The organism is Faecalibacterium longum (genome assembly GCF_040094125.1).
GTDB lineage: Bacteria > Bacillota > Clostridia > Oscillospirales > Ruminococcaceae > Faecalibacterium > Faecalibacterium longum.
The window spans coordinates 36,579-57,549 of the sequence record NZ_JBBNIH010000165.1 but is presented as its reverse complement, the minus strand read 5'-3'; the positions used below and the strand labels follow the sequence as shown (position 1 = coordinate 57,549).

15 protein-coding genes are annotated in these 20,971 nt (G+C 58.9%); 10 read left to right on the top strand and 5 right to left on the bottom strand.

What is annotated here, in order from left to right; genetic code table 11:
• The first annotated feature begins 148 nt into the window (after positions 1-148).
• The 6 genes from AAAU26_RS11585 to AAAU26_RS11560 all read left to right on the top strand — a co-directional run bounded on the left by AAAU26_RS11585 (position 149) and on the right by AAAU26_RS11560 (position 7,491).
• Complete coding sequence (locus tag AAAU26_RS11585; RefSeq protein WP_149793936.1) at positions 149-412, top strand: HPr family phosphocarrier protein; 264 nt, start codon at positions 149-151, stop codon at positions 410-412.
• A 92-nt stretch (positions 413-504) separates the two neighbouring features.
• Positions 505-2,145 (top strand): phosphoenolpyruvate--protein phosphotransferase, encoded by a 1,641-nt coding sequence (gene ptsP, locus AAAU26_RS11580; RefSeq protein WP_227618623.1) that lies wholly within the window; start codon positions 505-507, stop codon positions 2,143-2,145.
• A 149-nt stretch (positions 2,146-2,294) separates the two neighbouring features.
• Complete coding sequence (locus AAAU26_RS11575) at positions 2,295-3,488, top strand: cation diffusion facilitator family transporter (RefSeq protein WP_158395277.1); 1,194 nt, start codon at positions 2,295-2,297, stop codon at positions 3,486-3,488.
• Between the two features lie 19 nt (positions 3,489-3,507).
• Positions 3,508-4,707: a pyridoxal phosphate-dependent aminotransferase gene (locus tag AAAU26_RS11570; RefSeq protein ID WP_227618622.1), complete on the top strand. Its 1,200-nt coding sequence runs from the start codon at positions 3,508-3,510 to the stop codon at positions 4,705-4,707.
• Between the two features lie 177 nt (positions 4,708-4,884).
• Positions 4,885-6,657 carry a glycoside hydrolase family 2 protein gene (locus tag AAAU26_RS11565; protein ID WP_227618621.1) on the top strand — a complete coding sequence of 591 codons (1,773 nt, stop codon included), beginning with the start codon at positions 4,885-4,887 and terminating at the stop codon, positions 6,655-6,657.
• A 288-nt stretch (positions 6,658-6,945) separates the two neighbouring features.
• Positions 6,946-7,491: a hypothetical protein gene (locus AAAU26_RS11560; RefSeq protein ID WP_227618620.1), complete on the top strand. Its 546-nt coding sequence runs from the start codon at positions 6,946-6,948 to the stop codon at positions 7,489-7,491.
• A 739-nt stretch (positions 7,492-8,230) separates the two neighbouring features.
• Here AAAU26_RS11560 and AAAU26_RS11555 read toward each other — a convergent pair.
• The 5 genes from AAAU26_RS11555 to AAAU26_RS11535 all read right to left on the bottom strand — a co-directional run bounded on the left by AAAU26_RS11555 (position 8,231) and on the right by AAAU26_RS11535 (position 15,045).
• Positions 8,231-8,371, bottom strand: a complete 141-nt coding sequence (locus AAAU26_RS11555; RefSeq protein WP_160141214.1) for a hypothetical protein — start codon at positions 8,369-8,371, stop codon at positions 8,231-8,233.
• Between the two features lie 294 nt (positions 8,372-8,665).
• Positions 8,666-9,775 carry a foldase gene (locus AAAU26_RS11550; protein ID WP_227618619.1) on the bottom strand — a complete coding sequence of 370 codons (1,110 nt, stop codon included), beginning with the start codon at positions 9,773-9,775 and terminating at the stop codon, positions 8,666-8,668.
• 19 nt (positions 9,776-9,794) lie between these two features.
• Positions 9,795-13,280 (bottom strand): transcription-repair coupling factor, encoded by a 3,486-nt coding sequence (gene mfd / locus AAAU26_RS11545; RefSeq protein ID WP_227618618.1) that lies wholly within the window; start codon positions 13,278-13,280, stop codon positions 9,795-9,797.
• 234 nt (positions 13,281-13,514) lie between these two features.
• On the bottom strand, positions 13,515-14,093 hold the full coding sequence (pth, locus tag AAAU26_RS11540) for an aminoacyl-tRNA hydrolase (protein WP_158395265.1): 579 nt from the start codon (positions 14,091-14,093) through the stop codon (positions 13,515-13,517).
• A 199-nt stretch (positions 14,094-14,292) separates the two neighbouring features.
• Positions 14,293-15,045, bottom strand: a complete 753-nt coding sequence (locus tag AAAU26_RS11535; protein WP_227618617.1) for a DapH/DapD/GlmU-related protein — start codon at positions 15,043-15,045, stop codon at positions 14,293-14,295.
• A 407-nt stretch (positions 15,046-15,452) separates the two neighbouring features.
• Here AAAU26_RS11535 and ppdK point away from each other — a divergent pair, with 407 nt between their 5' ends.
• From ppdK to AAAU26_RS11515, 4 genes are all read left to right on the top strand, one after another.
• On the top strand, positions 15,453-18,119 hold the full coding sequence (gene ppdK / locus AAAU26_RS11530; RefSeq protein WP_158395261.1) for a pyruvate, phosphate dikinase: 2,667 nt from the start codon (positions 15,453-15,455) through the stop codon (positions 18,117-18,119).
• A gap of 457 nt (positions 18,120-18,576) precedes the next feature.
• The gene (locus AAAU26_RS11525; RefSeq protein WP_117554102.1) at positions 18,577-18,756 is read left to right on the top strand and encodes a hypothetical protein; all 180 of its coding nucleotides are present in this window, start codon (positions 18,577-18,579) and stop codon (positions 18,754-18,756) included.
• A gap of 165 nt (positions 18,757-18,921) precedes the next feature.
• Positions 18,922-19,860 (top strand): helix-turn-helix transcriptional regulator, encoded by a 939-nt coding sequence (locus AAAU26_RS11520; RefSeq protein ID WP_158395259.1) that lies wholly within the window; start codon positions 18,922-18,924, stop codon positions 19,858-19,860.
• A 26-nt stretch (positions 19,861-19,886) separates the two neighbouring features.
• On the top strand, positions 19,887-20,954 hold the full coding sequence (locus AAAU26_RS11515; RefSeq protein ID WP_207676720.1) for a hypothetical protein: 1,068 nt from the start codon (positions 19,887-19,889) through the stop codon (positions 20,952-20,954).
• Positions 20,955-20,971 lie beyond the last annotated feature (17 nt).

Sequence of the window (20,971 nt, the reverse complement as noted above, 5' to 3'; positions counted from 1 at the left end):
TTGATAAAAAATCGGCAATATGAAAGGGTGAAAAAAGAACGACTAAGGTTTATAATAAAGATAAACATCCAGCAGCCAGAAGGTTCGAGTGCTGCGTCCCGAGGGGCAGGGTGAGCCGCCCAGGAGGACCGGATGAAGTAAGGAGAAAATGATCATGAAGGAATTCCAGTACACCGTTAAGGATGCCTGCGGCATCCACGCCCGTCCCGCCGGTCTGCTCGTCAAGGTGGCCAAGGGCTTTGCCAGCACCGCCACCCTCGAGAAGGGCGGCAAGACCTGCGACCTGCGCAAGCTGATGGCCCTGATGGGAATGGGCGTCAAGCAGGGCGACACCGTTACCATCAAGGTGGAGGGCGACGATGAAGCCGCCTGCGCCGAAGCTATCCAGAAATTCCTGAGCGAGAACGTCTGATCGCCCAGCGTGATGAGAAGCCCTTGCGGGGAATGTCCTGCGGGGGCTTTTTGTTACGGAACACAAAACAGCAAGAATAAGGAGAAATTGCAATGCAGGTAGGTACCGGTAAAAGCATCCTGAATGGCATTGCCATCGGAAAGCTGAAGATCTATAAGAAAAAAGATACCGTCATCTCTGCCGCCGAAGTGGCCGACAACGCCGCTGAAGTGGCCCGTTTTGAGGACGCCCGCGCCAAGGCCATCGACCAGCAGACCGCTCTGTACGAGAAGGCTCTGGCCGAGGCCGGCGAGGACATCGCCGAGGTGTTCAACATCCACGCCATGATGCTGGATGACGACGACTTTGTGGACGCCATCAAGGAGATCATCAACGGCCAGCACAAGTGCGCTGAGTACGCCGTCAAGACCGCCGGCGACAATCAGGCCGCCGTATTCGCCGCCATGGATGACCCCTATTTGCAGGCCCGCAGCGCCGACGTCATCGACATTGCACAGGCCATCCTCGACATTTTGCAGGGCGTAGACAATGCTACTTTGCAGGGTACTGAGCCCAGCATCCTCGTAGCCGAGGACCTGGCCCCGTCCGAGACGGTCCGCATGGACAAGAGCCTGCTGCTGGGCTTCATCACCCGGGAGGGCAGCTCCAACAGCCACACCGCCATCCTCGCCCGCAGCATGAACATCCCCGCTCTTATCCAGTGCAAGGACATCCAGGACGACTGGGACGGCAAGATGGCGGTCGTGGACGGCTACAACGCCTGTGTCTACGTTGACCCCACCCCCGACCTGCTCAAGAGCCTGAAAAAGCGCCAGCAGGAAGACCAGAAAAAGCAGGCACTGCTGCAGGAGCTCAAGGGCAAGCCCAACACCACCCTCGACGGCAAGACCATCAACGTCTTTGCCAACATCGGCGGCATGAGCGACGTGGGCGCTGTGCAGCAGAACGACGCCGGCGGCGTCGGCCTCTTCCGCACCGAGTTCGTCTACCTCAACTGCAAGGACTTCCCGACGGAGGACTACCAGTTCGAGGCATACAAGCAGGTGCTCGAGAGCCTTGCACCCCGCAAGGTGGTCGTCCGCACCTGCGACATCGGCGCAGACAAGACCGTGGACTACATGAAGCTCGACCACGAGGAAAACCCCGCGCTGGGCTACCGCGCCATCCGCATCTGCCTGACCCGGAAGGACTTCTTCAAGACCCAGCTGCGCGCTCTGCTCCGCGCTTCCGCTTACGGCAACATGAGCATTATGTTCCCCATGATCACCAGCCTGCGGGAGCTGCAGGACGCCAAGGCCGTGCTGGACGAGTGCCGCGCGGAACTGCGGGCTGAGGGCAAGAAGTTCGACGAGAAGATGGAAGTGGGTACCATGATCGAGACGCCCGCCGCTGTCCTCATCGCCGACGAGCTGGCCGAGGAGTGCGACTTCTTCTCCATCGGCACCAACGATTTGACCCAGTACACCTGCGCTCTGGACCGCCAGAACGCAAAGCTGGAGCCCTTCTTCAACCCGCACCACCCCGCTGTGCTCCGGGCCATCAAGATGACCATCGACGCGGGCCACCGCCACGGCATTTGGGTGGGCATCTGCGGCGAGCTGGGCGCAGACACCGCCCTCACCGAGACCTTCCTGCGGATGGGCGTGGACGAGCTGTCCATGAACGCCAAGAGCGTGCTGCCCGTGCGCAAGATCATCCGCAGCATCGACTTGAGCAAGCCTTCCGATAAGTAAGGAGCGCTTGGCCCCAAAAACGCCGCCCCCGGCAGGGAACTTCCCCGCCGGGGGCTTTGCATACCCGAAAAATTTTACCGAAATACTTCAAAACCATAAAGTGCAGTGCTATACTGGTAGCATCGAAATACCTGCTGAGAGGGAATTTTATGACACAACTGCTCATCCGTCTGTTCGTCCGGCACCCGGACGATACCAAGAACGCCGCCGTCCGCACGGCCTACGGCAATCTGGCCAGCCTCGTGGGCATGGCCTGCAATCTCCTGCTCTGTCTGGGCAAGCTGGCGGCGGGGACGCTGTTCGGCTCCATCGCCATCATGGCCGACGCCCTGAACAACCTCTCGGACGCCTCGTCCAACGTGGTGAGCCTCGTGGGCTTCCGTCTGGCGGCCAAAGGCCCGGACGAAAAGCACCCCTACGGCCACGCCCGGTATGAGTATCTGGCGGGCCTCGTGGTCTGCGTCACCATCCTCGCCATCGGGCTTTCGCTGCTGAAAGAATCTGTGCTCAAAGTGCTGCATCCGACGGCAGTGGTGTTCAGCTGGCTCAGTGTGGGGGTGCTGGCGGCGTCCATCGGCGTCAAGCTCTGGATGAGCCGCTTCAACAAGACCATCGGCCAGCGCATCAACTCCGAGACTCTGATGGCCACCGCCGCCGACAGCCGGAACGACGTGCTGACCACCAGCGCCGTGCTCCTGTCCACCGTCCTCTCCCACCTGACGGGCTGGGACGTGCTGGACGGCCTCATGGGCGTGGCCGTGGCGGCGTTCATCCTCTGGTCGGGCTGGGGGCTTATGATGGACACCCTCAGCCCCCTGCTGGGCGAAAGCCCCTCGCCGGAGCTGGTGGAGCACATCGAGCACACCGTCATGAGCTACCCGGGAGTGCTGGGCGTCCACGATCTGATGGTCCACGACTACGGCCCGGGGCATCAGTTCGCCTCGCTCCACATCGAGTTCCCCGCCGAGGCCGACCCGCTGGAAGCCCACGACATCATCGACAACATCGAGCGGGATTTTCTGAAAAAAGACCACTTACAGGTCACCATCCACTACGACCCTATCGTGACGTCGGACGCCGCCGTGGGCATCCTGCGGAGCCGTTTGATGGAAAAAGCCCGCCAGATGGACCCCCGTCTGTCCATCCATGACCTGCGCATCGTGCCGGGGGACAGCCACACCAACGTGCTGTTCGACCTCGTGTTCCCGGCGGGCTACACCGGCGACAAGGACGCGCGGCTGGCCGAGATGTGCAATTTCGTCAAGGAGCAGGACCCGAGATACTGCTGTATGGTGAAGGTGGAGCAGAGCTATGCCTCCGCTCTGCCGGAAGAGGATCAATAAGAAAAAGAGGGAAAGTATTATGCTGAACGAGACTTACCGCGCCATGCTGGGCCACAAGAGCGTCATCCGCGAGACTTTCATGTACGGCAAACAGCGCGCCGCCGAGATAGGCTATGAGAACGTGTTCGACTACTCGCTGGGCAACCCCAGCGTCCCCTGCCCGGACAAGTTCACCAAAGCCATGCAGACCCTGCTGGCCGAGGAAGAGCCTGTCGCCCTTCACGGCTACTGCCCCAGTCAGGGCGACCCGGGCTTCCGCACCGCCGTGGCGGCCCATCTGGCAAAGACCTTCGGCCTGCCTTATGAGCAGAAGGATATTTTCCCCACCACCGGTGCGGCGGGCGCTATCGCCCACGCCATCCGCGCTGTGACAAAGCCCGGCGACGAGGTGCTGACCTTCGCCCCCTACTTCCCCGAGTACGGCCCTTATGTGGAGGGGACCGGCGCTGTGCTCAAGGTCGTGCCGCCTCAGGCACCGGCGTTCCAGCCGAATCTCGACGCCTTTGAAGAGATGCTGACCGAGAACGTCACCTGCGTCCTCATCAACACCCCGAACAACCCCACCGGCGTCGTCTACTCCGCCGAGACCCTGAGCCGTCTGGCCGACATCCTGACCGAAAAGAGCAAAGTTTTCGGCCACAACATCTTCCTCGTCAGCGACGAGCCCTACCGTGACATCGCCTTCGACGGCAAAAAGGTGCCTTACCCGGCAGCGTTCTACCCCCACACCCTGACCTGCTTCTCCTTCTCCAAGAGCCTGAGCCTGCCCGGCGAACGTCTGGGCTATGTGGCCGTCCGGCCCGGCTGCGAGGGCGAAGACGTGCTGGTGGACATGATGGCTCAGATCTCCCGCTTCACCGGCCACAACTGCCCGCCCAGCATCATCCAGAAAGCCACTGCCGAGTGCCTCGACGTCACCAGCGATCTGTCGGTCTACGAGACGAACATGAACCTGCTGTACGATAAGCTCACCGAGCTGGGCTTTGAGGTGGAGCGCCCCGGCGGCACATTTTATATCTTCCCGAAGGCGCTGGAAGAGGACGCCAACGCCTTCTGCCTCAAGGCCCGGGAGTTCGATCTGCTGCTGGTCCCCAGCGACACCTTCGGCGTCAAGGGCTATGTCCGCTTTGCCTACTGCATCGACACCGAGAAGGTGAAGCGCAGCCTGCCCGCACTGGAAAAGCTGGCCGCAGCCTATAAAACCTCTCAGTCTCGCTGACGCTCGCCAAGACCGGGTTGCGGCTCCCAGCATTCGCTTCGTGCTTGAAAAGCACTTGCGCCTTGCTGGCCGTGGCCCCAACAACGACTCCCTGTTTCCACCACTGGCGGCGGTCGTCGTTGTTGCCCCTGAAAAGGAGAGCCAAATCGGACTAGCTTATGAAAAAGAGGTACTAAAATGCATCCGCTCCCCGAATATCCCCGCCCGAGTATGCGCCGGGACAGCTACGTCAACCTGAACGGCCCGTGGGACTACGCCATCACCCAGAGCTCGGAGTTCCCGGCAAAGTGGGACGGCGCTATCCTCGTACCCTATTCGCCCGAGGCGAAAGCCTCCGGCGTGGGCCGGACGCTGCAGCCCGGCCAGTGGCTCCACTACCACCGCACCTTCACGCCCCCGGCGGGCGAGGGAGGGCGCGTCCTGCTCCACTTCGGGGCTGTGGACTACGCCTGCGCGGTGGAGGTGAATGGCCGTCTGGCCGGGGGACACCGGGGCGGCTACTGGCCCTTCACGCTGGACATCACCGACCTGCTCCGCCCGGAGGGCCGCAACACCCTCTGGGTGGCGGTGCAGGACCCCACCGGCACCGGCACGCAGGCGAGAGGCAAGCAGACTCTCCGGCCCGGCGGGATGTTCTACCCGGCCCAGAGCGGCATCTGGCAGACGGTCTGGCTGGAGCGGGTGCCGGAAAATTACATTGATACGCTGACCGTCACCCCGGACTACGACGCCCGGACGGTGACGGTGAAAGTCCATACCTCGAAGCCCGGCGGCGCGGTGAACCTCTGGGCCGTGGTGCGGGCCGGCGGCGTGACCATCGCCGAGGACTGGGGCAGCGACGAGGCCGACCGGGACGGCGAAGTGACCCTGAACATTGCCGAAGAGCATTTCTTCCCGTGGAGCCCCGACAGCCCCTTCCTCTATGATTTGACCGTCGGAACGACCCAGGGCGAAGAAGAGGGCTTCGACACCGTCCACAGCTATTTCGCCCTCCGCAAGTGGGAGTGCAAAGAGGATGCAAAAGGCATCCGGCGGTTTTTCCTGAACGGCAGGCCCATCCTGCTCAACGGCCTGCTGGACCAGGGCTATTGGCCCGACGGCCTCTACACCCCGCCCTCCGACGCGGCCGTGGAGCACGAACTGCACACCGTGCGGGAGCTGGGCTTCAACCTGCTGCGCAAGCACGCCAAAATCGAGCCGGAGCGCTGGTACTACCACTGCGATAAACTGGGCATCATCGTCTGGCAGGATATGGTCAACGGCGGCGGGGCCTACCCGATGTGGTACGTCACCTACCTGACCAACGCCTTACAGCCCCTGATGCGCCGCGCCCCGGACGGGAAGCTGCTGTGGGGTTTTCTGGGCCGGGGCAGCGTCCACAGCCGGGAGGAGTACGCCCGGGAGCTGGCCGACACGGTAGCCGCGCTGGGTCGGCACCCCTGCATCGGGTGCTGGGTGCCGTTCAACGAGGGGTGGGGGCAGTTCGATGCACGGAAAGCCACCGAGACCCTCCGCGCCCTCGACCCGTCCCGTCCGGTGGACGAGGCCAGCGGCTGGTTCGACCGGGGCGGGGGAGATGTGCATTCCATCCACAACTACTTCTATCCGCTCCGCATCCGCCCGAACGTGCGCACGGTGGTCCTCAGCGAGTACGGCGGCATTGCATGGCCCATGCCCGGCCATGAGCCGCCCCGGAAGACCTACGGCTACGGCACGGCCAGAAGCCGGGCAGAGCTGACGGAGCGCTACTGCGATCTGCAGCGCAAGACGGTGCTCCCGCAGCTGAAAAAGGGCCTCTCGGCGCTGGTGTACACCCAGCTGACCGACGTGGAGGACGAGGTGAACGGCCTGTTCACCTACGACCGCACGGCCATCAAACCCGATGCCGCCGCCGTCCGCGCCGTCAACGAGGCGCTGGAAGCGGAGTTTGAAAAGGCAGTAAAAGCATGAACGGACTTTCGGCCATTTTACCCTGTGCAGGTAGAGCTTTTGCCCTTGTTATAAAGGTAAAGCAAAGGGCAGCTTTTGAGGATCTTTGGCACAAATTTTGGCACGGATGCATATTTAACGGGCAGTTTGCTATTTTTCACGGCTTCTGATTGGACAAAATGCTGAAAACAATACCGTATCTTGACAATCTTGTGAAAATGCACTATACTGAACCCATCGAGACAGACCACGAAGTTCTTGTAGTGGTTTGCCGAAATAAAAAATATTTTTTATTGGAGGAATATCACTATGAAAATGTTCAAGAAGATCATGGCTGTTGCTCTGACTGCTGTCATGGCTGTCTCCATGCTGACTGGCTGCGCTATTGGCGATGCTGTCCACGAGAAGCAGCTGCTGAACGCTCTGAATGACGCTGGTACCACCACCAAGGTCAATGGCGCCTTCCATAAGTATGTCAAGGACAACAAGGTCACTGTTAACGGTGTCGATTATACGCTGTCTGAGAAGGCTACTGCAGTTGCTAAGAAGGTGGCTACTAAAGAGACCACTAAGAACGATTTTACTAATGCCGGTTACGTTATTAACCTCACTGATAGCGAGGTTGCCGAAGGCAAGTATGTTATTGCTGCAGTTGTCGTTCCTACCAGCGGTGATTACAAGTGGAACAAGCTGGCTGGTGATGTGAATGCGATTCTGGGCAACGGCTATTCTGCAACTGCCGCTGGCAAGGACGTCAAGGAAGTCAGCGTCGCTATGGAGACCAGAACCACCAAGAAGGCTGCTACTGACGGCAAGGAGTATGACGTTATTGTCATCGTCGCTGCTAAGGTCTAATTGCTTGACTCTTAAAAAGTAATTACAGGCACACGGCCTGTAATGATAAACATTATATGTTCGCGCATGTAGTGATTTATCTCACATAGTCTAGGGGGCGAGGTTCCGCAAGGGATCTCGCCCTTAGGCTTTTTATAGGTGCTGGGCTATTGACATTGGAGAACGATTCCTCTATAATCAAGGTGTAGACCAGCTAGAGATGCATGAGCTGGAAAATCATGGAAACTCAAAAGCGCAAAAACTGTCCGTTTTGAGATGCCGCAGAAGGCGAAAATGACGCCGGAATATAAGAAAAATGATGCATCTGCATTGTTTTTAAGGGAATGGATAAAAACGTCGGATTGCATCAGAATGCGTTAGAAAGCGTCGGACCGCCCGCCCCAGCCTGAAAAGGCCGAAGCGGGCGGTCCGTTTTTATCTTTTGTATTCTGAAAGTTCTGGCGCTTGACAATCCACGTACGGCTGTCTATAATAAAGATAAGGAAAGGCGCTATCCGTGCAAACGGCTAGCTCCTCACCAGTCAAGCATTACAAAAGTAATGACCGCCACCGGTTGGAAGCGTTGGGCGGTCATTTCTTTTTGTGCTTTTTCCTTTGTATTCTTGTGCTTGACAATCCACGTACGACTGTCTATAATAAAGATAAGGAAAGGCGCTATCCGTGCAAACGGCTAGCTCCTCACCAGTTTAAGTCGCTACAAAAAGTAATGACCGCCACCGAGTTGGGGAACTGTGGGCGGTCATTTCTTTTTGTGCTTTTTCCTTTTGCTGCCATAAGAATCATCCTTTTTCCGGTCGTCCATCAGATGTACAACACTTACGAGAAGTGCCAACAGTGCGATGATCGTCTGGAAAAGCAATAGAATTTCCGATGTAGTCATAAGGCATCCCTCCCTTCGCTGTGAGCGTCGGGAGCGGAACTCCAAAAAGTTGCCCTCCCGCGCTTGCTTTGCTCCGAAGAGCAAGACAGCGAGACCGGTGAGGAGCAATAGCCGCCTGCGTTTGGTTGGACAGCGCCTTTCTGCTAAGAGGATACCATAAAAACCGACAAAAAGCAACGCCGCACGATGCATATCCGCGCGGCGCTGGAAGCGGAATTTGAAAAGCAGTATGATAACAGAAAAGCTCCGGGGACCAACAGTTTCCCGGAGCTTTTGTATTATTTTTGAGGAAAATTACTTCTCGTTCTTGATTTTGGAAGCCGGCATCTTCTTCATGGCGGCAGAATCCAGAGCGTGGGGCAGCTGGGCGCCATAAGACTGAATGCTGTCCTGCAGCTCGCCGCTCTTCATGTCGGAGAGGGCCTGTGCGCGGAGGCTGTCCAAAGTGTCAGCGTCCAGCGGGTCGAGACGGACGAGCATCATCAGCGCATAGCTGGAATACTGCACGGCAGCGGCCTCGCCGGGCTTGAGGGCGCGGACAGCGTCGGCAGTGCCTTCCTCGGAGAAGGTGGCGTCGATGTTGTCAGAACCCAGCAGAGCAGTGGAGAGAGAAGAAGCGTCGGAAGAGGGCTCGCTATCCAGCACCGCGTAGATGTCGGGCAGGGCAGCGGCGACGGCGGCGCTGAAAGCGGAGGTCTGGGCGCTGGCTCCATCGGGGGTGGCAGCGTTGCAGCTCTCGGCGGCGGTCTGGGCCAGCTCAAGCATCTGGGCGCTCTGGTCGTCATCAGCAAAAGCGAAGGTGCTGGTGTTGTAGAGCGGCACGACCACATAGCGGATGTAGACCATCTCGTCCTCGAGGTGGCTGGTCAGCTCTGCGTCGGAGACGGGAGTCTCGCCGTCGGTGCCGTAGCACTTCTCGAGCAGGTCGTTGCTCTTGATGAGGATGCGCTCGAACCGCTTGAGGGTGTCGAGGCCGATGCCGTTGGCCTTATAGAGGTCGCCGTTCTGCTCCATCAGCTGGGAGGCGTAGCTGTCGGCCTGCGTCTCCTCGTCGGGGGTCAGCACGCCGCCCAGCTCATCGAAACGGGTCTCGATGGCGGCGTAGGACTCGAGGTTCTCGAGGGTCTTCTGGGCCACATAGTCGCTGACCACGGCGGTCTCGCCGGTGGCGTCATCGACGGTGATGGTGGCCTTGAGGAAGCTGGACACCTTGGTGGCGTCCTGGTCGTCGGAAGCGAGGTCGGCGGCGGTCTGGTAGGCATCGAACTGGGCCAGCAGATAGAGGCCGGAAGGGATGTCCACCTCACCGATGGTGCCTACGGAATCCGGGGTGGAGAGGCTGCAGCCCACGAGGCCGACGGCCAGAGCGAGGGCGCAGACGAGCGCGATGAGTTTCTTTTTCATAAGTGTACTCCTAGTGAATTTATTTTTTGCCGGTGTTTTCCTCCGGCGGGGCGGCAAGGATGTCTGCCATCGCCTTGAGGATGCTTTGCAGCAGTTCCAGCGGCTTTTCGTCGGGTTGGAGAGTCACCGAGAGGTAGGGCTTGGTGCCGGCTCCTGCCGTCACCCGGCCATTGAAAGCGATGAGCAGGCCGCGAATCATGGCCACATCCAGCGTCTCCACCTGTAACAGCAGGGTGTCCTTTTTCTGGGTGACTTCGTAGACGCCCACAGCGGTGGCCTGTACGCGCACCAGCGAGACGTTCACGAGGTCGCTGACAGAGGGCGGCGGGTCGCCGTAGCGGTCGATGAGTTCGTCCAGCACGTCGGCGGCGTCTTCGGGGGTCTGGATGGCGGCGATGCGCTTGTAGGCCTCGATGCGGCCCGGGCCGTCGGCAATATACTTTTCCGGGATGAAGGCGTCCACCCGCAGGTCCACGAGGCATTCGCTCTTGTCGCGCTGGATGGGCTCGCCCTTGGCACGGGCGATGGCCTGACCCAGCATCTTGACATAGAGGTCATAGCCGACAGCCTCCATGTGGCCGTGCTGGCTGTGGCCCAGCAGACTGCCTGCGCCGCGAATTTGTAAGTCGCGCATGGCGATGCGGAAGCCGGAGCCGAAGGCCGTGAACTCCCGGATGGCCGAAAGCCGCTTCTGGGCGATGTCGGTGAGGGTCTTGTCCCGCCGGAAGGTGAAGTAGGCGTAGGCTTTCCGGCCCGAGCGGCCTACGCGGCCCCGGATCTGGTACAGCTGGGCCAGACCCATCCGGTCGGCGTCCTCGATGATGAGGGTGTTGCAGTTGCGCACGTCAATGCCCGTCTCGATGAGGGTGGTGCAGACGAGGATGTCTATCTCGCCGTTCAGCAGATGCTGCCAGACGGGGTTCAGCTCTTCCTCGGTCATCTTGCCGTGGGCGATGCCCACCCGCGCCCCGGGTACCATCTGGCTGACATGGGCGGCGCAGGACTCGATGTTGTCCACCCGGTTGTGCAGGTAGTAGACCTGACCGCCCCGGGCCAGCTCCTTCTTCATGGCTTCGGCGAGGATGACGTCATTGTATTCCAACACGAACGTCTCCACCGGCTGGCGCTCGATGGGCGGCTGCTCGATGGTGGAGAGGTCGCGGATGCCGCTCATGGCCATGTTCAGGGTGCGGGGGATGGGGGTGGCCGAGAGGGTCAGCATGTCCACGCCGATAAAGTTCTCTTTCAGCTTCTCCTTGTGCTTGACGCCGAAACGCTGCTCCTCGTCGATGATGACAAGGCCCAGGTCGTGGAACCGGACGTCCTTGGAGAGAAGGCGGTGAGTGCCGATGACGATGTCCACGCTGCCGGCCTGCAGGCCCCGCAACGTCTCTTTCTGTTGTTTGGCGGTGCGGAAGCGGGAGAGCAGCCCGACTTTCACCGGGAACGCCTCCATGCGGGAGATGATGCTGTTGTAGTGCTGCCACGCCAGCAGGGTGGTGGGGGCCAGAATGGCGCACTGCTTGCCGCCCATGACGCACTTGAAGGCCGCGCGGAAGGCGACCTCTGTTTTGCCGACGCCCACGTCGCCGCAGAGCAGGCGGTCCATAGGCCAGCCCTTTTCCATGTCCTTCTTGATCTCGGCGGTGGCGGTGAGCTGGTCGTCCGTCTCGTCGTACTCGAAGCGGGACTCGAAATCGTTCTGCCAATCACCGTCGGCGGGGAAGGCGTAGCCCGTGGCCTGACGGCGGCGGGCGTAGAGCTCGATAAGCTCCTGCGCCATCTCTTCGGTGGCCTTTTTGACCTTGGCGCGGGTGCGCTGCCACTCGGTGCCGCCCAGCTTTGCAAGCTTCACCTTTTCCTCGTCGCCGGGGGCGGTGTAGCGGCTCAGCAGATCGAGCTGAGTGACCGGCACATACAGCACGTCGGAGCCGGAGTACTGAATCTTCAGGTAATCTTTTATCGCGCCCTGCACCTCGAGACGCTGGATGCCCGCATACATACCGATGCCGTGGCTCTGGTGAACCACATAGTCGCCGGGCTTGATGTCCGAGAGGCTGGACAGGGCGTTTTTGTTCTTCTTGCGCTTTTTGTTTTCGGCGGCCTCGTCGTCCAGACCATGACGCCGGGACGAGATGACCGCCACGCGGGCGAACGGGAAGGTGCAGCCCGCCGTGAGGTGGCCGGGCAGTACCTGAACCAGACCTTTCGCGGGCCGGACGTCCCGGCTCATGCTGACGGCATAGCCCTTGTCAGCCAAATCGCGGGTAAGGGCCGCTGCACCCTTGGGCGTACCGGCGAAAAGGGCCACGGCGTACCCCTGCTGGACCAGCGGGTCGAGGTCTTCCCGCAGGGAAGCAAGGTCGCCGCCCCAGTTGGGGGCCGCGAACGCCTCGGCGTTGATGAGGTCTTTCAGTTTGAACTCGTTCATGCCGCGCAGGAAGTTCTCGCAGAGCAGGGTGCTCTGGTCCTGCGCCGCAATGGCGAGGTCGTCCATGGTCTGGTAGAGCACATCGAGGCCGGGGCAGATGACGCCCTCCTCGAGCAGGCCGGTCAGCTCTTCGCTGCGGCGGAACTCGGTGGCCTTCTGGGCATCCCGGATTCCGCCCACCTCGTCGAGGATGAAGATGGGGCTGCTCAGGTGGTCGAGCAATGTGGCGGGCGTCTTGTACCGCAGACCGTAGTATTTGTCCATAGCCTCGGGCATGACGCCGCTGTCCAGCTGGGCGAGGTCAGACTCCATGGCCTTTTCGAGGGCGGTGCGGCGCTTGCCGCGGGCTTTCTTCTGGGCGGCGCGGAGGGCCTCCGCCGTGTCGGCGGTGCTGCCGAACAGCACCTCACGGGCGGGGGAAAGATAGATCTTTTCCAGCGCACCGTCCCGCCGCTGGGTGAGTAGGTCGAAGGAGGCGAGAGAGTCTATCTCGTCGTCCCAGTACTCCACACGGGCGGGCTGGCGCATATCGGGGGCGTAGATGTCCACGATGTCGCCCCGGACGCTGAACTGTCCCGGGCCGTCCACCTGACTTCGCCGCACGTATCCGGCGGCGAAGAGCCGCTCCACCAGCGCTTCGCGGTTGTAGACCATGCCGGGCTTGAGGGTGAGGGTGTTCTTCTGGAACTCATCCTGCGGCACAGTGTATTGGAGCAGGGCTTCGGCGGGGACGCAGACGGCGTTCAGCCGTCCGCCCGCCAGTGCGCCCAGCACCGACAGACGCCGGTACTCGTACTCGCGGCCCGCACCCTCGACGGGGCGGAGCATGAAGTCCCGGGGCGGGAACACCGCCGCCGAGAGTCCCAGCGTCTTGAGGTCGTCGGCAAAATGGGTGGCCTCGGCCTCGCCGGGCGTGACGACGCAGAGGATGCGGCCCGTGTCCTTCTGGAGCGCGGCGTAGAGCAATGCCCGGCCTGTCGGAGGCAGACCGAACAGCGCCGCCGGGCCGGGGGAGGCGAGGCTGGCCGCTATCTTCTGATATTCAGGGGTGTTTTTCAGGAGCGCTTCGTACATGGTGGACCTCCTTTCAGCCCTCTCAGTCATCGCTGCGCGATGCCAGCTCTCCCATGGGGAGAGCCACTGGCGTGTCGGTCAGGCTTTTGCGAGACAAGAGAGGGTCCTTTTATCGGGAACGGTAGTGCCCTGCTGCCGAGGGCTCCCCCTCTGAGGAAAGACTTCCCCCGGCCGGGGGAAGATGTCGCGTAAGCGACAAAAAGGGGAATCTGGCGCGTCAGCGCCTGAGAGGGATTACCCGTTATACTTGCTCTGCGCCAGACCCAGCTTGCCGTCCATGATGAGCTTTGCGGCGGCTGCGATGTCGGGGCAGCGGTCGGCGAGGGCCTTGGCGTCGTCGGGCGGGAACTTGCCCAGCACCCAGTCGGCCAAATCGTAGTCCGGGCGGGGTTTTGCGCCCACGCCGATGCGGATGCGGGGGAAGTTCTCGCCGCCGAGGCGGGCGATGATGCTCTTGAGGCCGTTGTGGCCGCCCGCAGAGCCGGAGGGCCGGATGCGCAGTTTGCCGGGGTTCTGGGTGATGTCGTCGCACAGGACGATGACGTGGTCAGCAGGGATCTTGAAGAAGCCCGCCAGCGGGCCGATGGAGTCGCCCGAGAGGTTCATATAAGTCAGGGGCTTCAGGAGCACGACCTTGTGGCCGTCCACCTCGCCCTGCCCCCACAGGCCCTGAAACTTGGTCTTGGAGACGGAGATGCCCCACTTGCCGGCCAGATAGTCCAGCGCGGCAAAGCCTGCGTTGTGACGGGTGCCGTCGTATTTCGGCTCCGGATTGCCGAGGCCGGCAATGAGCCAGATGTCATTGGTATTCATATGATATATTCTGCCTTTTTTACGTTGGATCTGTTTTCGAACAATATGTTATTATAACATACGCGCGCGCAAAAAGATACACAAAAAACATAAAATGCCCCGGCGCACGGATGCGGAACGTGCGCCGGGGCAGATGGAAAGCGCTGGATGCGGAACCGGCGCTCTGGGCAGAGTCGGAGGGAGAGTAAAAACGGAAAACTTAACCCTGCTCTTTTTCGAGTTTCTGCTTCTTTATAATGTACGCCTCCATTTTCGGTTCAGCCCAGCCGTCGAGGTTGGTCTGACGCTCCCGGGCGATGCCAAGAGCCTGCGGGGGAACGTCCTTGGTGATGGTGCTGCCGGCGGCGGTGTAGGCCCCGTCGCCGATGGTGACGGGGGCGACAAGGTTGGTGTTGCAGCCGATGAAGCAGTAGTCGCCGATCTGAGTGCGGAACTTGTCCTTGCCGTCGTAGTTGCAGGTGACGGTGCCGCAGCCGAAGTTGCAGTACTTGCCCACATCGCTGTCGCCGATGTAGGTCAGGTGGCTGACGGTGTTGCCCCGGGCAAAGTTGGAGTTCTTCGTCTCGACATAAGCGCCCAGATGCACACCGTAGCCGGTGACGGTGTTGATGCGCACATGGGTGAAGGGGCCGATGTTGTTGTGGGGGCCGAGGTGGCTGCTGTAGACCTGGCTGGCGTTGACGGTGGTGCCTTCGTCCACGGTGCTGTCCTCGATGAGGGTGTTGGGGCCGATGACGCAGCCTGCGCCGATGGTGGTCTTGCCGCGCAGGATGGTGCCTGCGAGGATGACGGCTCCCGGGGCAATGACTACTTCAGAGCCGATCTCCACATTGCGGCTGCGGATGTCCACGCCGTTTGCGATGTGGCGCAGCAGCACCTCTTCGCGCTGGGCCTCGGAAGCGTCGAGCTTTGCCTTTGCGGCAGCCAGTGCGGATGCATCAATATTCTGCATAGAGAAAAACCTCCTCCAAAACCGCCTCTCGCAGAAGCTGTGCAGACCCCTGCGGAAGAGAAAATGTTGTATCCAAGATAGAAGAAATTCGGAAAGATGGAAGACAAACAAAAACGGCAATGAGTTTAATGGATGGAAAGTTGTATCCAACTACCCAAAAACGGCGTCAGAACTCGAAAATCCTCTTCAAATCTTTCCCATTTTATATTACCCAAAAAGTGAGTAAAATGCAAGGGTTTGCACAAAAAATATCAAACAAATTCGGTGATTTGTCCGATGGAATAGACGTGAAATTCTGGTATAATAGTTTAGCATTCATAGAGAAATGTTTATCGTATGACAAGACAGAGCAACGATAAGACCGCCGTGCTTCGCGCCAGCGGCCACCATTTGGGAGGTAAACACGCATGAGCAAAAAGTATCTGTACTACTTCAGCGAAGGCAACGATGCCTTTGGCGGCGACAAGGTCACCATGAAGAACATTCTGGGCGGCAAGGGCGCTGGTCTGGCTGAGATGACTGCAGCCGGTATGCCGGTGCCGCAGGGCTTCACCATCACCACCGAGGCCTGCACCCAGTACTACGCAGATGGCCGCCAGATCAACGACGAGATCACCGCTGACATCTTCGAGCACGTCAAGGGCCTCGAGAAGATCACCGGCAAGACCTTCGGCGACAACGAGAACCCGCTGCTGGTCTCCGTCCGTTCCGGCGCACGTCAGTCCATGCCCGGCATGATGGACACCATCCTGAACCTCGGCCTGAACGACGAGGCTGTCGAGGGTCTGGCCAAGAAGACCAACAACCCCCGCTTTGCATATGACTGCTACCGCCGCTTCGTGCAGATGTTCGCCGACGTCGTCATGATGGTCCCGAAGAGCCTGTTCGAGGTCGAGATCGATAAGCTGAAGGAAGCCAAGGGCGTCAAGAATGACGTTGACCTGACTGCTGACGACCTGAAGGAACTGGTCGGCACCTTCAAGAAGATCTATGAGGACAACGAGGGCAAGCCGTTCCCCCAGGACCCCAAGGATCAGCTCATCGAGGCTGTCAAGGCCGTCTTCCGCAGCTGGGACAACCCCCGTGCAAACGTCTATCGTAAGATGAACGAGATCCCCTACGAGTGGGGTACCGCTGTCAACGTCCAGCAGATGGCTTTCGGTAACTCCGGCGACCGCTCCGGCACCGGCGTTGCATTCACCCGTGACCCCGCCACCGGCGCTAAGAAGCTGATGGGCGAGTACCTCATCAATGCACAGGGCGAGGACGTCGTTGCTGGTGTCCGCACTCCGTCTCCCATCAGCCACCTGCACGAGCAGATGCCTGAGGTCTACGACCAGTTCGTTGAGATCGCTACCCGTCTGGAGAACTACTTCCGCGATATGCAGGATATGGAGTTCACCATTGAGGACGGCCACCTGTACATGCTGCAGACCCGTAACGGCAAGCGTACCGCTCAGGCTGCTCTGCAGATCGCATGTGACCTGGTGGACGAGGGCATGATCACCGAGCAGGAGGCTGTCCTGCGCGTGGAGCCCAAGCAGCTGGATACCCTGCTGCATCCCCAGTTCGACGCAGCTGCCCTGAAGGCTGCTGAGGTCGTCGGCAAGGGTCTGGCAGCTTCTCCCGGTTCTGCCTGCGGCCAGATCGTCTTCACCGCCGAAGAGGCTGAGGAGATGGTCAAGTCCGGCAAGATGAAGAAGGTCGTTCTGGTCCGTCTGGAGACCTCTCCCGAGGACATCGTCGGTATGCAGGTGTCTCAGGGCATCCTGACCGTCCGCGGCGGCATGACCAGCCACGCAGCCGTTGTTGCTCGTGGTATGGGTACCTGCTGTGTCTCCGGCTGCGGCAACGACAACGACGTGAAGATTGACGAAGAGGCTAAGACCTTCGAGCTCAACGGCCACAAGTTCGTCGAGGGCGACTGGATCTCCATCGACGGCTCCACTGGTAACATCTACGGTGAGCAGGTCGCTACCGTCGCCGCTACCGGCAACAAGAACTTCAACCGCTTCATGGGCTGGGCAGACGCCGCTCGTCAGCTGCTGGTCATGACCAACGCTGATAACCCGCGCGACGCACAGCAGGCAGTTGACCTGGGTGCTGAGGGCATCGGCCTGTGCCGTACCGAGCATATGTTCTTTGCTGAGGACCGCATCAAGGCTGTCCGTGAGATGATCTGCGCACGTACTGTGGAAGAGCGCGAGGCTGCTCTGGCCAAGGTCGAGCCGTTCCAGCAGGGTGACTTCGAGGCGATGTACCGCATCATGGGTGAGCGCCCGATGACCATCCGTTATCTGGACCCGCCTCTCCACGAGTTCCTGCCCAGCAAGGACGAGGACATCAAGGAGCTGGCTGCCGACATGGGCATGACCTTTGATGACCTGAAGAACGTCGTTGCTTCTCTGCACGAGTTCAACCCCATGATGGGCCATCGTGGCTGCCGTCTGGCTGTCACCTACCCCGAGATCGCAGCAATGCAGACCCGCGCTGTTATCAAGGCGGCTCTGAACGTCTCTGCTGAGACCGGTTATGTCATCACTCCGCACATCATGATCCCGCTGGTCGGCGAGGTCAAGGAGCTGAAGTTCGTCAAGGACGTTGTCGTCAAGGTCGCAGACGAGCTCATCAAGGCTTCCGGCGTTGACATGAAGTATCTGGTCGGTACCATGATCGAGATCCCCCGTGCAGCTCTGACTGCCGGCGAGATCGCCAAGGAAGCTGAGTTCTTCAGCTTCGGCACCAACGACCTGACCCAGATGACCTTCGGCTTCAGCCGTGACGATGCTGCCAAGTTCCTGGGCGCTTACTACGAGAACAAGATCTACGAGAGCGATCCGTTCCAGCATCTGGACCAGGTCGGCGTCGGCAAGCTGGTCAAGATGGCTGCACATGATGGCCGTGAGACCCGTCCCGACCTGGGTCTGGGCATCTGCGGCGAGCACGGCGGCGATCCTTCCAGCGTCGAGTTCTGCCACAATGTCGGTCTGGACTACGTCAGCTGCTCTCCCTTCCGTGTGCCTATCGCACGTCTGGCTGCTGCCCAGGCTGCTATCAAAAATCCCAGAAAGTAAGATTGTTGCATGAAGATGCACTAATCCTGCAAAACATGGGAAGATAAGCGTATGATAAACCCTCCCCGGTAAAACTGAATGGTTTTGCCGGGGAGGGTTTTGGTTTAGTCAAGAATTCAATGAATTGAGGATATATAAATGACGGAGCAAGAAAGACAGGGAGGCTGGCAGTTTCCGCCGATTCCTGATGTGGACTGCATAAAATTGACTGGACTTGCCCGGAATACCTATTATAAATATAAGCGGCAGATTCGGGAGGATGCCGAAATGAACGATTGACTTCTATGTAAAAGAAGCCGCTGCAAAAGCGGACAGAAGGAACACGGGACATTCAAAACGAGAATGCCGTGTTCCTTTTTTGTTGCTTGTGGAGGATGGACAACCATACCGTCCAGCCAAATCTGTATAATGAGAGCAGAAAAGTTGATAGAAACATAAGGCAGAAGGAGAAGAGCGTATGAAAAAATTTTTGATGGTGCTGTTGAGCATTGCATTTGTGCTGAATCTTGCGATTGTGATTGGGCTGATTGGCGGATATGGTTCGCCACGCCGGGCGCTTTACACCATCACAGATGAACTGATGAACAGCGCCTATCGCTTCAAAAGAGGTTGGCAATTTAAGAATAGTCTACCTTGACTTTTTAGGAGATGGACAGGCAATCTGTCCATCTTTTTTTGTATACTGGGGTTGTGCAAAAGAGACAAAAATTTTTTTGTAATTCCGTGAAACGACAAAACTTCACACAAAGAATTGCAGCGATAGTTGTGTTGTGTTACAATGAGCAGAGAAGGAGAATGAACTGTGCGTAATAGTAGATTGGACCGTATACTCTATATCCAGCAGGTGCTGGTACAGGGCGGTGTGCTGAACAAACAGCAGATGGCTGACCGCTTCGGTGTCAGTGAGAAAACCATCCAGCGCGATCTTGACACCCTGCGCAATCATTTTGCAGACAGCGAGCCGCGCCGAGAGATCTTATACAACTCCGCAAAGGGCGGCTATCTGCTGGATGACACGCTTTCCCGCTTCCTCACCAGCAGCGAGATTCTGGCAGTGTGCAAGATCCTGCTGGAGAGCCGCTCCATGGTCAAGGAGGAAATGTTCCCCATTCTGGACAAGCTGGTGCAGGTGTGCACCCCGCTGGACCGATTGAATCAGGTCAAAGACCTCATCAGCAACGAACGCTTCCATTACGTTGAGCCGCAGCATGGCCGGAAGTTTATCGAGAGCCTGTGGGAGATCGGCACGGCAGTAGAAAATCACAATGTTATGGAAATTACCTACTGCCGCACCCACGACGGCGAGACTCGTGTGCGCACCATTGAGCCGGTGGGCATCCTGTTCAGCGAGTATTATTTCTATCTGGCGGCGTTCATCGAAGGCATCGACAAGGACAAACACTTCCAGAACCCGCAGGACAATTCCCCGACGATTTATCGTATTGACCGCATTCAAAATTACAAAACCCTCGACCGACACTTTGCACAGCGGTACACCGACCGATTTCAGGAGGGCGAGATGCGCAAGCGCATCCAGTTTATGTACGGCGGCGAGTTGCAGACCATTCGGTTTGAGTATACCGGGCCGAGTCTGGAATCTGTACTTGACCGTCTGCCCACTGCAAAGGTTTTGCAGGTGACGGAGAAGGGCTGGATCATAGAGGCTGAGGTGTTTGGCACAGGTATCCAAATGTGGGTGCGGAGTCAGGGAGACTATGTGCGGGTACTGGCAGAACAATAAACGCATTAGGAAAGGAGAAAAATAAAATGGCGGTGCCTTTTATCCTGCTGGGTGGTGCGGCGTTGGCCGGCATCACCGGTGCTGTAAAAAGTGTATCTGCTCACACAAAAAATGCAAACGCAAAGCAGATCGTTGCGGAGGCACAGAATATCTATGACGAGGCGCGGGAGATGCTGGAGGAACAAAGGACCTGCACAGCGGAATGCCTGAAACGGCTGGGAGTGCTCAAGGTAGATATCTGGTCGAAAGAAATGAATGATTTTATCCGTACGTTCAGAGCCTTCAAGAATGTCCGGATGGAAAGTGACGTGGCCGGGGATGAACGTCTGAAGCTCAAGCGTCAGGGAACAGAAAACCTGAAAAATATGGAAGTTGCTGCTTTGAAGGCAACGGAGATTGCGCGGGCAGGCGTTGCTTCTCTTGGCACCGGAGTGCTGGCAGGCATTGCCTCCTACGGCGGAGCGATGATGTTTGCATCTGCATCAACAGGCACGGCCATTGCAAGTCTGTCCGGCGTGGCAGCGACCAATGCAACGCTGGCATGGTTTGGCGGCGGTGCATTGACCGCAGGCGGTCTGGGCATGGCGGGCGGCACACTGGTTCTCGGCGGCATCGTTGTCGGGCCGGTATTGGCAGCCGCAGGCCTTATCATGAATGCCAAGGCGGATGAAAATCTGGCCAGTGCAGAAGCCACGGCGGCGCGGGCCGAAACGGCGGTGGAAAAGATGGCTGTTATGACAGATTTTATGAAAAAGACTGCAAGTATTGCAGAAAACTATTCGGACTTTCTGGTACGCTTTCGCAGTGCATTTTATCCGGTAGTAAATGAGATGAAATATATGGAACAGCGCACCAGACAGAAGCAGAAAAGGATGCTGTACGATTCGGACGATGAGAAAATCGATTTCAACAGCCTGACCGAAGCAGAGCAGAAAAAGATTCATCAGGCATGGCTTATGGCACAAATTATGTGTTCAGTACTGTCAGAACCGCTTCTGACACCGGCCGGGGAACTGGCTTCGGAAGCACAGACAACTCTGCAGAACGCAAGGAATGTGTATCCGGCATTCGCACAGGGAAGGTACGGCTTCTGATGCGCCTGTAAAGGAGA